Origin of the sequence: Duganella guangzhouensis (assembly GCF_009674535.1) — a bacterium.
GTDB classification, from domain to species: domain Bacteria; phylum Pseudomonadota; class Gammaproteobacteria; order Burkholderiales; family Burkholderiaceae_D; genus Rugamonas; species Rugamonas guangzhouensis.
This window is the reverse complement of record NZ_WKJK01000004.1, coordinates 215642-227649: the sequence shown is the minus strand read 5'-3', so window position 1 is coordinate 227649 and position 12008 is coordinate 215642. Positions and strand designations below refer to the sequence as shown.

General features: G+C 61.9%; 18 protein-coding genes. 7 read left to right on the top strand and 11 right to left on the bottom strand.

The window, feature by feature from the left end:
• Positions 1–15: 15 nt before the first annotated feature.
• The gene (locus GJ699_RS09680) at positions 16–615 is read left to right on the top strand and encodes a hypothetical protein (protein WP_154375525.1); all 600 of its coding nucleotides are present in this window, start codon (positions 16–18) and stop codon (positions 613–615) included.
• Here the strand turns inward: GJ699_RS09680 and rsmI are convergent.
• The gene (gene rsmI / locus GJ699_RS09675; RefSeq protein ID WP_154375523.1) at positions 612–1514 is read right to left on the bottom strand and encodes a 16S rRNA (cytidine(1402)-2'-O)-methyltransferase; all 903 of its coding nucleotides are present in this window, start codon (positions 1512–1514) and stop codon (positions 612–614) included. The genes GJ699_RS09680 and rsmI overlap by 4 nt on opposite strands.
• 142 nt (positions 1515–1656) lie before the next feature.
• Here rsmI and GJ699_RS09670 point away from each other — a divergent pair, with 142 nt between their 5' ends.
• From GJ699_RS09670 to cynS, 6 genes are all read left to right on the top strand, one after another.
• Entirely contained in the window at positions 1657–2931 is a 1275-nt protein-coding gene (locus GJ699_RS09670) for a penicillin-binding protein activator (RefSeq protein ID WP_371867514.1), read from the top strand.
• A gap of 7 nt (positions 2932–2938) precedes the next feature.
• Positions 2939–3289, top strand: coding sequence for a YraN family protein (locus tag GJ699_RS09665; RefSeq protein WP_154375520.1), 351 nt, complete (start codon positions 2939–2941; stop codon positions 3287–3289).
• A 57-nt stretch (positions 3290–3346) separates the two neighbouring features.
• Positions 3347–3943, top strand: a complete 597-nt coding sequence (locus GJ699_RS09660; protein ID WP_092280884.1) for a phosphoheptose isomerase — start codon at positions 3347–3349, stop codon at positions 3941–3943.
• On the top strand, positions 3936–4598 hold the full coding sequence (locus GJ699_RS09655) for a BON domain-containing protein (protein ID WP_195763508.1): 663 nt from the start codon (positions 3936–3938) through the stop codon (positions 4596–4598). The genes GJ699_RS09660 and GJ699_RS09655 overlap by 8 nt, the downstream gene beginning before the upstream one ends.
• A complete protein-coding gene (locus tag GJ699_RS09650; protein WP_154375518.1) occupies positions 4595–5107 on the top strand; it encodes a peroxiredoxin family protein in 513 nt (170 codons plus the stop codon). Before GJ699_RS09655 ends, GJ699_RS09650 begins: the two co-directional genes overlap by 4 nt.
• 63 nt (positions 5108–5170) lie before the next feature.
• Positions 5171–5614 carry a cyanase gene (cynS, locus tag GJ699_RS09645; RefSeq protein ID WP_154375516.1) on the top strand — a complete coding sequence of 148 codons (444 nt, stop codon included), beginning with the start codon at positions 5171–5173 and terminating at the stop codon, positions 5612–5614.
• On the opposite strand, the gene GJ699_RS09640 is transcribed toward cynS, so the two are convergent.
• The 10 genes from GJ699_RS09640 to yfcF all read right to left on the bottom strand — a co-directional run bounded on the left by GJ699_RS09640 (position 5611) and on the right by yfcF (position 11948).
• Positions 5611–6483 (bottom strand): DUF3034 family protein, encoded by an 873-nt coding sequence (locus GJ699_RS09640; protein WP_154375514.1) that lies wholly within the window; start codon positions 6481–6483, stop codon positions 5611–5613. The genes cynS and GJ699_RS09640 overlap by 4 nt on opposite strands.
• An 18-nt stretch (positions 6484–6501) precedes the next feature.
• Complete coding sequence (locus tag GJ699_RS09635) at positions 6502–6975, bottom strand: group I truncated hemoglobin (RefSeq protein WP_154375512.1); 474 nt, start codon at positions 6973–6975, stop codon at positions 6502–6504.
• 67 nt (positions 6976–7042) lie between these two features.
• On the bottom strand, positions 7043–7465 hold the full coding sequence (locus tag GJ699_RS09630; RefSeq protein WP_154375510.1) for a PaaI family thioesterase: 423 nt from the start codon (positions 7463–7465) through the stop codon (positions 7043–7045).
• A gap of 3 nt (positions 7466–7468) precedes the next feature.
• Positions 7469–8131: a uracil-DNA glycosylase gene (locus GJ699_RS09625; RefSeq protein WP_154375508.1), complete on the bottom strand. Its 663-nt coding sequence runs from the start codon at positions 8129–8131 to the stop codon at positions 7469–7471.
• A gap of 68 nt (positions 8132–8199) precedes the next feature.
• Positions 8200–8856 carry a peroxiredoxin gene (locus GJ699_RS09620; RefSeq protein WP_154375506.1) on the bottom strand — a complete coding sequence of 219 codons (657 nt, stop codon included), beginning with the start codon at positions 8854–8856 and terminating at the stop codon, positions 8200–8202.
• Between the two features lie 92 nt (positions 8857–8948).
• Entirely contained in the window at positions 8949–9326 is a 378-nt protein-coding gene (locus GJ699_RS09615; protein ID WP_371867513.1) for a type II toxin-antitoxin system VapC family toxin, read from the bottom strand.
• Positions 9326–9559 (bottom strand): type II toxin-antitoxin system Phd/YefM family antitoxin, encoded by a 234-nt coding sequence (locus GJ699_RS09610; RefSeq protein WP_154375504.1) that lies wholly within the window; start codon positions 9557–9559, stop codon positions 9326–9328. The genes GJ699_RS09615 and GJ699_RS09610 overlap by 1 nt, the downstream gene beginning before the upstream one ends.
• A gap of 91 nt (positions 9560–9650) precedes the next feature.
• Positions 9651–10625, bottom strand: a complete 975-nt coding sequence (gene lipA / locus GJ699_RS09605) for a lipoyl synthase (RefSeq protein WP_154375502.1) — start codon at positions 10623–10625, stop codon at positions 9651–9653.
• An 8-nt stretch (positions 10626–10633) separates the two neighbouring features.
• Positions 10634–11293 carry a lipoyl(octanoyl) transferase LipB gene (gene lipB, locus GJ699_RS09600; RefSeq protein ID WP_154375500.1) on the bottom strand — a complete coding sequence of 220 codons (660 nt, stop codon included), beginning with the start codon at positions 11291–11293 and terminating at the stop codon, positions 10634–10636.
• Positions 11294–11321: 28 nt separating this feature from the next.
• Positions 11322–11948, bottom strand: coding sequence for a glutathione transferase (gene yfcF, locus GJ699_RS09595; protein WP_154375498.1), 627 nt, complete (start codon positions 11946–11948; stop codon positions 11322–11324).
• Between the last annotated feature and the right edge of the window lie 60 nt (positions 11949–12008).

The window sequence follows — 12008 nt, the reverse complement described above, 5'->3', positions numbered from 1 at the left end:
TATTATCTAAAACCTATGAGTGCCTTAATTACATTCAATCCGCCGTCCCGGACGCGTCGTCCAGGCATCGTGGCAGGCATCGGCGTGTCGCTGCTGTTGCACGCGGTATTGTTGTTTGGCTATCGACTGTCCAGTCCGCCCGCGCAGGTGCCCGCACAGCGCAGCATGACGGTGTGGCTGCAGCCACCCAAGCCGGTCAAACTGCCACCACAGCTGGCCAAGGCCGAGCCGCCGCCGCCCGCCAAAACCGCCACGCCAACGCGTAGCAAGCCAGCGCCGGCCGCAGTCACGGCCGCAGTGCAGCCGCAACCGGCCCAGCCGGCGGAAACGCTGGCGGCCACGCCGGCGCCAGATCCGCTGTATCCCGACCAGCAGCCGAAAAAATTCAATATGGATGAGGCGCTGAAAATCGCGCGCTCAGTGGCCAAGGACAAGGCGGCGCCGGGCACGCTGGCGGCGCAGCTGGATGCGCATCCACTGTATCCGGAAGATCATCAGACCCAGTTGCAGAAGGGCGTGGCCAGCGCCAAGAAATACGATTGTCTGCAAGCCGGGGCGGGCGCCGGCCTGCTGGCGCCGCTGATCTGGGCGCTCGACAAGCACTGCAAGTTTTAATCCTTGAGCTGCAAGGCGCGGTCGTACAGCGCGTTTTTCTTGCGGCCGGTGATCTGCGCCGCCAGTCCGGCGGCTTGCTTGACTGGCAACTCGGCCAGCAACACGCGCAGAATGCGGTCGGTCTCGGCGTCGTTATCGTCATCGGCCGGGGCGGCGCCTTCCAGCAGCACCACGAATTCGCCTTTCTCACGGTGGCCATCGGCCTTGATCCACTCCGCCGCCTCGGACAGCGGGCAACGGTGGATTTCCTCGAACATCTTGGTCAGCTCGCGCGCAAACACCACTTGCCGGGTCGGCTCGAAAGCGGCGGCCAGCGCGCTGGCGCAGTCCAGAATGCGGTGCGGCGCTTCGTAAAACACCATGGTGGCGGTGACCGCGCCCAGCGTGGCGAGGAAATTCTCGCGCTGCTTGGCCTTGGCCGGCAGGAAGCCGACAAAGTAGAACTGATCGTTGACCAGCCCGCTGGCCGACAGCGCCGTCACCACCGCCGACGCGCCCGGCAGCGGCAGCACCCGCAAGCCCGCCGCCCGCACCGCGTCGACGATCCGCGCGCCCGGATCGGACACCGCCGGCGTGCCGGCATCCGACACCAGCGCGATGCGCTCGCCGGCCTGCAAACGGGCAATCAAGGTTTCCGCCGCCTCACGCTCATTGTGCTGATGCGCGGCAATCAACGGCTTGTGCAGGCCGAAACGATTCATCAAGGTGGCGGTGTTGCGCGTGTCCTCGCATGCCACAGCATTGACCAAGCTCAAAACGTGCAACGCCCGCAGGCTAATATCCGTCACATTGCCTATGGGGGTCGCCACGACGTACAAGGTTGCGCTAGGATAGGTCTGGTGCGCCGTTTCGCCCAGGACGGGCAGGCTGGCGATGGAACTGGATACGAGGTCGCTCATTGGGGGTAGGATGAAAAGTGTGAGGTTGACGCTGCTGTGCATGGCTGCCGCAGTGCTGAGTGCATGCAGCACGCCGTTTTGCGACGCGCCGGGTGGATTGTGCTCGCCCCAGCCCGCAAAAACAAGCCCGCCGCCCGTCCCGGTGGTTCAGCCCAAGCCGCTGCCGAAGCCGCCACCCGAACCGGCGCTGCCACCGGCCGAGACTTTTGCCGTTACCTTGTCCGGCGCCACCACCGACGAGGACCGCAGCCAGCTGCCGCCGCGCGCCGAACCGCCGCCAGTCACCCGCGCCGTCGACGAAGCCGCACAGCCATCCACCAGCCCGATCCGCATCGGCCTGCTGCTGCCGCTGCGCTCGACCACGCTGGGCAGCGCCGCCGACGCGGTGCGCGCCGGTTTCATGGCAGGCTGGGAGCGCGACCGCGACAATATCACCGTCACCGTGCTGGAAACCGGCGATGTGCCGCAGGATATCCTGGCGGCCTACGCGCGCGCGCTGCAAAGCGAGGATATCGTGGTCGGCCCGCTGTCGCGCCCGGCGGTGGCGACCATCGCCGCCAGCGCGCTGGTCAGCAAGCCCACCATTGCGCTGAATTATCCGGAGGGCTACGGCCAGCCGGGCGCCGCGCCGCTGCCGCCGCAACTGCTGGCGATCGGCCTGTCGATCGAGGAGGAAGCACGCCAGGCCGCCAACTGGGCCGCCAGTGAGCAGCCCGAGGGCGGGGCGCTGGTGCTGACCACCAGCTCGGCCTGGCAGCGCCGCGTCGCGGCCGCGTTCGCCGGCCAGTGGCAGCGCACCGGCCGCGCCGTGCGCACCATCGAGCTGAGCGCGCCGGACGGCTATCTGAGCGATCCGGAACTGGTGCAGCTGCGCGCCCAGCTGCGCCAGCAGTTGCCGGCGCTGCTGTTCTCGGCCATGGGCGCCGACCAGACCCGCCAGCTGCGCATCGCGCTCGGCAGCGTGCTGACCAGCGAGCCGACCAATCCTATCTTCAGCACCGCCGACGCGCTGCCACAACAAGCGCCAGCACCGACCGAGCAATTCAGTAATCTGCCGATCTACGGCACCTCGGCACTGAATCCCGGCCGCGACAGCGGTTTCCCAACCCAGGATCTGAGCGGCGTGCGGCTGCTGGATCTGCCATGGCAGGTGCAGCGCGATCATCCGGCGGTGATGGTTTATCCGCGTTCCACCGTCAACGGCCCCGGCAGCGCCGACATGGCGCGCCTGTACGCGCTGGGCATCGACGCCTTCCGCGTGGCGCGCGAAATCGGCCGTCATCCGGTCGGCCGCTTCCAGCTGGACGGCGTGACCGGCAAGCTGAGCGTCGATTTCGGCCAGGGTCCGGCGCGCTTTGAACGCGTCGAACAATCGGCGGTCTATCAGAACGGCGCGCCGCAGCCGCTGAACCCATGAGGCAGCCATGCCGCGCACGCCACAGCAGCGGCAGGGCAGACTGGGCGAGGACCGGGCGCTAGCCCATCTCGAAGCCTACGGCCTGACGCTGGTGACGCGCAACTTTCTGTGCAAGGCCGGCGAGATCGATCTCATCATGCTGGAAGGGCCGACGCTGGTGTTTGTGGAAGTGCGGCGGCGCGCCAGCCGCAGGTTCGGCGGCGCGGTCTACAGCGTGACGCCGGCCAAGCAACAACGGCTGTTGCGGGCCGCGCAATATTACCTGCTACGCCATCCGCTGCCGCCACCGTGCCGTTTTGATCTGGTTGCCATCGACGAAGAAAAGTTGTCGTGGATACAAAATGTACTGGAGATGTAAGCATTTTTAACAGCGCTTGTCCAGTCTACCGGACGACTGCACTATAATCAGCACACTATGACTAATCAACGCATCCTCTCGCACTTCCACGAAAGTGCCGAACTCAAAATTCAATCCGCCACCGTCCTCGCCCCGCACATTGCGCAGGCGATCGAGATGATGTTCTCGGCGTTGTCCAACGGCAATAAAATCCTGGTGTGCGGGAATGGCGGTTCGGCTGCCGACGCCCAGCACTTCGCTGCCGAGCTGGTCGGCCGCTTCGAGCGCGAGCGTTTCCCGCTGCCGGCGATCGCGCTGACCACCGACACCTCGATCCTGACTGCGGTGGCCAACGATTACAGCTACCGCGAGATCTTCTCCAAGCAGGTGCAAGCGTTCGGCCAGGCCGGCGACATCCTGCTGGCGTTCTCGACCTCGGGCAATTCCGGCAACGTGATGGCGGCGATTGAAGCGGCGCTGGAGCGCGAGATGCGTGTGGTGGCACTGACCGGCAAGGGCGGCGGCGCCATCGGCAAGATGCTGACCGACGCCGATGTCCATATTTGCGTGCCGCACGACCGCACCGCGCGTATCCAGGAAGTTCACCTGGTCACCATCCATTGCATTTGCGACGGTATCGACGTCGCCCTGTTCGGAGGAGATGTGAATGAGTAAATCCAGCGTAATCTGGAACAAGGTACAACGTCCGCTGGCGATGAGCGTGCTGTGCGGTGCCATGCTGGCGTCGCTGTCCGGCTGCGTCGCATTCGTTGCGGGCGGTGCGGTTTCCGGAACGCTGGCGGCCACCGACCGTCGCACCTTCGGCGCCCAGACCGAAGACCGTGCGATCGAGGTCAAGGGCCAGATCAAGGCCAACAACGTGACTGGCGATGCCGGCCACACCAACATCAACAGCTTCAACCGCCGCGCGCTGGTCACCGGCGAAGTGCGCGACGAGGCCATGAAGGCCGCCGTCGAGCGCGAGCTGCGCAGCATCGAAGGCGTGGTGGACGTCATCAACGAACTGGAAATCGCCGGCCCGTCGAGCTACACCTCGCGCTCCAGCGACACCATCATCACCACCAAGGTCAAGGCCAGCCTGGTCGACGCCAAGGATATCTCGGCCAACTCCTACCAGGTCACCACCGAGCGTGGCGTGGTCTACCTGCAGGGTCGCGTGACCCAGCGCGAAGGCCAGATCGGTGCCGACATCGCCCGTGGCGTCAGCGGCGTGATGAAAGTGGTCAAGGTGTTCGAGTACATCTCTGAAGAAGAGTGGAAGAGCTACCAGCCGAAACCCGCCCACGCCCCTGCACCGAGCAACTCATGAGCACCTCATCTCGCGCCTGGATCAAACCGGTGATCGCCGCTGTGGTGATTGCCGCCGTCGGCTTTGGCGCCTACGCCGCCGTCGCCAAGCGCGAGGTGGCGCCGCAGCTGACCTTCCTCAGCATCAAGGGCGACAAGATCACGCCCGAGAGCCTGAAGGGCAAGGTGGTGATGGTCAACTTCTGGGCCACCTCGTGCACCACTTGCGTAGGCGAGATGCCGAAGATGGTCGAGACCTACAACAAGTTCAAGGACCAGGGCCTGGAATTCGTCGCCGTGGCGATGAATTACGATCCGCCCAACTACGTGGTCAACTACGCCGAAACCCGCCAGCTGCCATTCAAGGTGGCGCTGGACGTCGACGGCTCGGCCGCCAAAGCCTACGGCAACGTGGCGATGACGCCGACCACCTTTGTCATCGGCAAGGACGGCAAAATCCTCAAACGCTACCTGGGCGAGCCCGACTTCCCGGCGCTGCACCAGCTGCTGGCCGATTCGCTGAAAGGCTGATCAAAGCCGATTGGCACGCCACTTGCATGACTCTGGCTTCCTTCAACTCACAGGGAAGCCACCATGGATCGCAATCAAGTCACGCAAAAAATCATCTCGGTCAAAGTCGCCAAGGGTCTGCGCTGGACCGATCTGGCCACGGAATTCGGCCAGAGCAAGGAATGGACGACCGCCGCGCTGCTCGGCCAGATGACCTTCAACCGCGAACAGGCCGACAAGGCACGCGAACTGTTCGGTCTCACCGATGAAGAAACCGCCTGGCTGCAGATCGTGCCCTACAAAGGCTCGCTGCCAACCGCCGTGCCGACCGATCCGCTGATCTATCGCTGGTACGAAATCGTCAGCGTCTACGGCAGCACCATCAAGGAACTGATCCACGAGGAATTCGGCGACGGCATCATGAGCGCGATCGACTTCTCGATGGATATCCAGCGTGAAGCCGATCCCAAGGGCGACCGCGTACAGGTGGTCCTCAGCGGCAAATTCCTGCCCTACAAAACCTACTAGAAGCCAGCCTGCAGCGACAGGTACAAGCCCTTCTGCTTCTTCGGATTGAAGATGGTGATGTCGCCCAGGTTGGCATAGGCCGCAGTCACCGAGAAATTACGGGTCGGGAACCAGGCGAGGAAGGCGTCGTAATACGCCTTCTCCTCATCCACGCTGAGGTTGTGCGGCTTGCGGCGGTACTCGGCCCCGATCGCCAGCTTGCGGTTGATCAGGTAGGCCGCCGACACTTCCGGCATCAGCCGCGTACTGTCGTTCTTGTCGCCGCCAAAGCCGAGAATACCCATCTGGTTGGCGCGGGTGGCGCGCAGCGTCGCGTTCAGCAGCAGGCTGTATTCGAGATAAATCTTGGTGGCCGACACGTAGTAGTCATAGCCATGATCATCCTTGGCACCCAGTTGCTTGACGTTGGTGACGCCCAGCGCCTCCAGCCCGCGAATGCCCTTGTTGCGCTTGTACAGAATGCCGACCGCCACCTGCGGTACCCACGAATCCTGTTCATACACCGCATCGCCCAGCACTTTGTATTTGAGGCCGAGGATGTCCTGCTTGATGTCCAGCTTGTCCAGCGGCGCCAGGCTGCCTTCGAACTGCTGCCGCGCCAGCGACAACTCCAGCCGGTCCTGGATGCCGACCGCGACGCCGTAGGCATTGAGCTTGTAATCCTGAGTGCCGACATAGGTGTAGTGCGCATTCGCGCCCCAACTGTCGCGCGAGCCATAGCTGGTAATCAGCGCCCACGGCGTGATGCCGCCGCCACCCGCGCCTTCCACCTGCGACACACCGCCGGTGGCCAGCAGCTTGCCCATGTCCTGTGCGCACACGCCGGCGCACGCCAATACGGCCATCACGGCCGGGATGATCTTCTTCATGCTGTGCTCCTGGCGGATTTATTTGGTGACGATGTCGCGCTGCATGGGCGCCAGCTTGGCGACCAGCTTGTTGGATATGCTGCTCGGCACATCATGCCGTTCCAGCGCGATCTGCAAGTCTTCGGTCAGCGCGTTGAACATGGCGTTGGTGATCTTCAGATCCTGGTGCACGGTCTTCATGTCGCGCACCGGGCCAACGCCTTCCATCGCCTTGTCGTGATATTTGCCGGTGTACTTGCAGGGGCCGCCAGCGAACTCGCAGAACTGCTCCTGCAGTCGCGCATTGAGCTGCTCCATGTCGAAATCGGTGAAGCTATCCTTGATGCGCGGATCGGTGGTGATCAGCACGATGAAGGTATCGACGATCTTCTTGATACCTTCCTTACCGCCCAGGCCGCGATAAGTGGAGTCCTCGGTGTACGGAGTTTGGGCCAGCGCCAGCGAGGAAACCAGCAGCAGGCCACAGCCAACCAGCTTGATGAATTTTTTCATATACGTCCTTGTGAAAAACGATAAAGAGAATTCAGCGGGGGCTCGGCGTTACTGCGAATTTATCAGATTACTTGGGGTAAAGGATCATCTGCGTGCATCTGAACAACGCTATTGTTTTGCCAGTGGCTTTGTTGATGACGGTGGCGTCCCACACCTGCGTGGTGCGGCCGGCGTGCACCAGCGATGCGGTGGCCTGCACCGTGCCTTCGCGCGCGGTGCCGAGGTGATTGGATTTCAATTCGATGGTGGTGAAGTTCTGCGCGCCATCGGGCAGATGCGAGAAGCAAGCGTAGCCACAGGCGGTGTCGGCCAGCGTGACCACGCTACCGGCGTGCAGAAAACCGTTGGGTGCCAGGTGATTGCCGGTGACATCGAACTCGGCCACGATCTCGCCTTCCTTGACGGAAGTGATGACGATGCCCAGATGGTCCGGCAGCGTGCCCTTGCCGAAGCTGTTGAAATAATCGGGATTGAATTTGCTGGCGTCCATGTGTTAAGCCCACTGTATCGGCGCGTGGCCGTTCGAGGTTAAGTAAGCGTTCGCGCGCGAGAACGGCTTGCTGCCAAAGAAGCCCTTGTGTGCGGAGAACGGAGAAGGGTGAGGCGAGGTAATCACCATATGCTTGCGGCTGTCGATCAATGCTCGCTTGGCGATCGCATAGCTGCCCCACAAAATGAACACGATGTTTTCACGCTGCTGAGACAGCAGCTTGATGGCGCTGTCGGTGAAAGTCTCCCAGCCCTTGTTGGCGTGCGAACCAGCTTCGCGTGCACGCACCGTCAGCACGCTGTTCAGCAGGAACACGCCTTGCTGCGCCCAATCGCTGAGATCAGTCTGATGGCGGTCGATGCCGAGATCGTCGTGCAATTCCTGGAAGATGTTTTGCAGGCTGGGCTGCGGACGATTGCCATCCGGGACCGAGAAGCAGAAGCCCATGGCGGCGCCGGGCGTGTGGTACGGATCCTGGCCGAGGATGACGACTTTAACGTCCTCAAACGGCGTCAGATCGAACGCGCGGAAGATATTCTTGCCGGCCGGGCAGCACTGCGTAGCGGCATACTCGGCACGCACAAAGGAAGTCAGGGATTCCCAGTAAGGCTGCTCAAACTCCCCATGCAGCCGCTGCTTCCACGACTCCTCGATGCGTACACTCATTTGCTTTTCCCGGACTATTCAACAGCTGGGAATAGTCCGACAAAACGCCATCGGCGGTCAATAGTTTCTTAGCTTGGCTGCTTGGTCACGCGCAGGTAAGGCTTGATGGTGCGGAAGCCTGGGAAGCTGGTGGCGGCTTCTTCGTTGCTGACGGCGGCGGTGATGATGACGTCATCGCCTTGCTTCCAGTTCACCGGCGTGGCGACCTTGTGCTTGGCGGTCAGCTGCATCGAATCCAGCACGCGCAGGATTTCGTCGAAGTTGCGGCCGGTGGTCATCGGGTAGGTCAGCATCAGCTTGATCTTCTTGTCCGGGCCGATGATGAACACCGAACGCACGGTGGCGTTGGTGGCGGCGGTGCGGCCTTCCGCGGTGCCGGCTTCGTCGGCTGGCAGCATGTTGTACAGCTTGGCCACGGCCAGGTCGGTGTCACCGATCATTGGGTATTTGACGGCGGCGCCCTGGGTTTCTTCGATGTCGGCGGCCCATTTCTCGTGGTTCTCGACGGCGTCGACCGACAGGCCGATCAGCTTGGCATTGCGCTTGGTGAATTCCGGCTCGATCTTGGCCATGTAGCCCAGCTCGGTGGTGCAGACTGGGGTGAAGTCTTTCGGATGCGAGAACAGGATCGCCCACTGGTCGCCGATCCAGCTGTGGAAATCGATCTTGCCGTGGGTGGTGTTGGCGGTGAAGTCGGGGGCGATGTCATTGATGCGTAGCGACATGGTAGTAATCCTATAACGTGGATGGAAAGACCAGCAAAGTGAAAATAATACTAATTTTTAGCCATGCTGGATACAGTCAAAATTAACTGCCGTCAAATCAGCTCTACCAGACTGGAATAGCTGGCTAGTATCCGGTCGGCAGTCAGCAATGTCATTGATTCACAGTTTGCCTGCGCAATCAGCATACGATCGAACGGGTCGCGGTGGATTAATGGCAGATGCCCTACGCTGAGGGCATGACGATGCGAGACATGCAACTCATGAAGGCCAACATTGGGTAATTCAGCGACGAGCTCATCTACATCAAGATCAAGTTTACCTGCGCTGACCTTAATAGATAATTCCCAGATCGAAACGCTGCTCACGTACACCTCCCGCGCCGTCAGAATTCTTGCGCGCGTTGGCTTTGACAATCTGCGACTGCCCTGCAGACACCAAAGCATGACATGGGTGTCCAGTAGCAACTGCACTATTTCCCCTCAAATGCAGCTTGTATGTCTTCCTGCAGTGGCGCGTCGAAATCTTCGGGAATTCGGATTTTGCCTTTCATGGTGCCAAATTTGAGCACGCGGCGAACTTGCACCGGCACTAGCTTGACGGCCGTGCGGCCATCTAGGGTGATGACGACCTCTTCACCACGGCTGGCTGCTTCCAGCAGGCTGGCGAGTTGGGTTTGGGCGAGGGTGATGTCAACGGTAGGCATACAGACAGTCTAGCCCTCGTCGTCGCCGGCGCAAGCAAGGCCGGCTGATGCGGATCAAATGAAAAGGGCTCCCGAAGGAGCCCTTAGTCGATCAGCCTGCGGCTAGCACGTTGTGTGCTTGCTCGTCCGCGTGGTACGAGCTGCGCACCATGGCGCCGACGGCGGCGTGTTTGAAGCCCATTTTGTAGGCTTCTTCTTCAAACATCTTGAACACGTCCGGATGCACGTAGCGGCGCACCGGCAGGTGGCTGTTCGACGGCGCCAGGTATTGGCCGATGGTCAGCATGTCGATGTCGTGCTCGCGCATGTCGCGCATCACTTGCAGAATCTCTTCGTCAGTCTCGCCCAGGCCGACCATGATGCCCGACTTGGTCTTGACGTTCGGGTACATGGCCTTGAAGTCCTTCAGCAGCTTCAGCGAGTGCATATAGTCCGAACCCGGACGCGCTTCCTTGTACAGGCGCGGCACGGTTTCCAGATTGTGGTTCATCACGTCCGGCAGACCATCGGCAAAGATCGCCAGCGCTTTTTCCAGACGACCGCGGAAGTCCGGCACCAGCACTTCGATCTGGGTTTTCGGCGACAGCGCACGGGTATTCGAAATGCACTCGACGAAGTGCTGCGCGCCACCATCGCGCAAGTCATCGCGGTCCACCGAGGTGATCACCACATAGCTCAGACGCAGCTTGGCGATGGTGTGCGACAGATTGGTCGGCTCATCCTTGTCCAGCGGATCCGGACGGCCGTGGCCGACGTCGCAGAACGGGCAGCGGCGGGTGCACTTGTCGCCCATGATCATGAAGGTGGCCGTGCCCTTGCCGAAGCATTCGCCGATGTTCGGGCAGCTGGCTTCTTCGCACACCGTCACCAGCTTGTTCTCGCGCAGCGTTTCCTTGATTTCGTAGAAACGGGTATTCGGCGAACCGGCTTTGACGCGGATCCAGTCCGGCTTCTTCAGGCGCTCGACCTGCTCGACCGGCACGATCTTGATCGGAATGCGCGAAGTCTTGCTGGCGCCTTTTTGCTTTTCGCTGGGGTTGTACGCGATAGGGGTTTCAGTGGTCATAATCAGTTTTACTCGTTTGTCGCCAGGACGCGGATCAGCTCCTCGGCCAGTTGCTGTTGTACATCGGACAGCATTGCCTGCGCGCCAACAGTACGCATGTCGACTGTTTCCAGTCCGGCATAGCCGCAAGGATTAATCCAGGAAAACGGGGCCAGATCCATCGCCACATTCAGCGACAGGCCGTGGTAGGTGCAACCGTTGCCGCGCACTTTCAAGCCCAGCGCGGCGATCTTGGCGCCTTGATGGTCGCCGCCGGCCATGTAAATGCCCGGCGCGCCTTCGACGCGCTCACCAACAAGATTATACGCCTGCAACACGTTGATGATCGCCTGCTCGATTTTATGCACGAACTGACGCGCATACAGCTTGCCGCCCGGCTTGTTGCGACGCAGGTCCATCAGCAGATAAATCACCACCTGGCCGGGGCCGTGATAAGTGACTTCGCCGCCGCGGTCGGTCTGCACCACCGGAATCTCCGACGCCCCGGCCAGCAAATGGCCACGATCGGCGCCCAGGCCCAGCGTGTAGACCGGCGGATGCTCGACGATCCACAGTTGGTCGCGCGTGTCCGGCGTGCGGGCGTCGGTAAAGGCCCGCATGGCGGCGAAAGTGCTGTCGTAGTCGGCTTTGCCGAGATGCTTGATCTCAGGGAAGGTTGGGGACGTCATCCCGCCATTATACCCCCGAGCGCCGCTTTCAGCCCGGCTGGTGGCGGGCCAGCCATGCCTGCAGCGACGGCCGCTGCCACTGGAATTCGACGTAATCGCGCAGCTTGGCCGGCACCGCATCGCCATTCCGCACCAGCCGGCTCAGCAGGATGGCCAGATCGGTATCGGCCAGCGACCAGGCACCGAACAGATGCTGCGGTCCCTGCACCAGGCGCTCGGCCACGTGCACCAGCTTGGCGGCGGCTTGCTGCGCAGTCTCGCTCAGCGGCGCGCAGGCTTTGCCGAAGAACACGGTCTCGGTGTCGCGCTCGGCGCGCACCGGCAGCAGATCGCTGCGCACCCACGCCTGAATCTGCCGCGCCTGCGCGCGCTGGCGGCGCTCGGCTGGATACAGCGCCACATATTCCGGCGCCGGGAACGACTCTTCCAGGTACTCGGTGATGGCGCTGGACTCGGTCAGCACAAAATCGCCATCGACCAGCGCCGGCACGCGGGCGGTCAAGGCGCGGTCGGCATAGGCCGGCAGCTTGTTTTCGCCGCTGCCGAGGTCCACCGTCTTGACGGTGAACGCCAAGCCCTTCTCGGTCAGCGCCACGAAGGCGGAAAGCGCATAGGGACTGGTGTACAGGCTATCGACATACAGTTCTAACGACATGGTGGCTCCGGCTTAGGTAAATTTATTCACATGGTAAACCTTGTCTAAGTGCCTGTATAA

What these genes read in the sequence shown, in the direction of transcription:
- GJ699_RS09665 (WP_154375520.1), top strand. Translation starts at nt 2,939, where the DNA reads ATGCCGCGCACGCCACAGCAGCGGCAGGGCAGACTGGGCGAGGACCGG.
- lipA (WP_154375502.1), bottom strand. Translation starts at nt 10,625, where the DNA reads ATGACCACTGAAACCCCTATCGCGTACAACCCCAGCGAAAAGCAAAAA.
- GJ699_RS09630 (WP_154375510.1), bottom strand. Translation starts at nt 7,465, where the DNA reads ATGGACGCCAGCAAATTCAATCCCGATTATTTCAACAGCTTCGGCAAG.
- GJ699_RS09610 (WP_154375504.1), bottom strand. Translation starts at nt 9,559, where the DNA reads ATGCCTACCGTTGACATCACCCTCGCCCAAACCCAACTCGCCAGCCTG.
- GJ699_RS09620 (WP_154375506.1), bottom strand. Translation starts at nt 8,856, where the DNA reads ATGTCGCTACGCATCAATGACATCGCCCCCGACTTCACCGCCAACACC.
- GJ699_RS09655 (WP_195763508.1), top strand. Translation starts at nt 3,936, where the DNA reads ATGAGTAAATCCAGCGTAATCTGGAACAAGGTACAACGTCCGCTGGCG.
- GJ699_RS09660 (WP_092280884.1), top strand. Translation starts at nt 3,347, where the DNA reads ATGACTAATCAACGCATCCTCTCGCACTTCCACGAAAGTGCCGAACTC.
- GJ699_RS09650 (WP_154375518.1), top strand. Translation starts at nt 4,595, where the DNA reads ATGAGCACCTCATCTCGCGCCTGGATCAAACCGGTGATCGCCGCTGTG.
- GJ699_RS09640 (WP_154375514.1), bottom strand. Translation starts at nt 6,483, where the DNA reads ATGAAGAAGATCATCCCGGCCGTGATGGCCGTATTGGCGTGCGCCGGC.
- rsmI (WP_154375523.1), bottom strand. Translation starts at nt 1,514, where the DNA reads ATGAGCGACCTCGTATCCAGTTCCATCGCCAGCCTGCCCGTCCTGGGC.
- yfcF (WP_154375498.1), bottom strand. Translation starts at nt 11,948, where the DNA reads ATGTCGTTAGAACTGTATGTCGATAGCCTGTACACCAGTCCCTATGCG.
- cynS (WP_154375516.1), top strand. Translation starts at nt 5,171, where the DNA reads ATGGATCGCAATCAAGTCACGCAAAAAATCATCTCGGTCAAAGTCGCC.
- lipB (WP_154375500.1), bottom strand. Translation starts at nt 11,293, where the DNA reads ATGACGTCCCCAACCTTCCCTGAGATCAAGCATCTCGGCAAAGCCGAC.
- GJ699_RS09680 (WP_154375525.1), top strand. Translation starts at nt 16, where the DNA reads ATGAGTGCCTTAATTACATTCAATCCGCCGTCCCGGACGCGTCGTCCA.
- GJ699_RS09635 (WP_154375512.1), bottom strand. Translation starts at nt 6,975, where the DNA reads ATGAAAAAATTCATCAAGCTGGTTGGCTGTGGCCTGCTGCTGGTTTCC.
- GJ699_RS09625 (WP_154375508.1), bottom strand. Translation starts at nt 8,131, where the DNA reads ATGAGTGTACGCATCGAGGAGTCGTGGAAGCAGCGGCTGCATGGGGAG.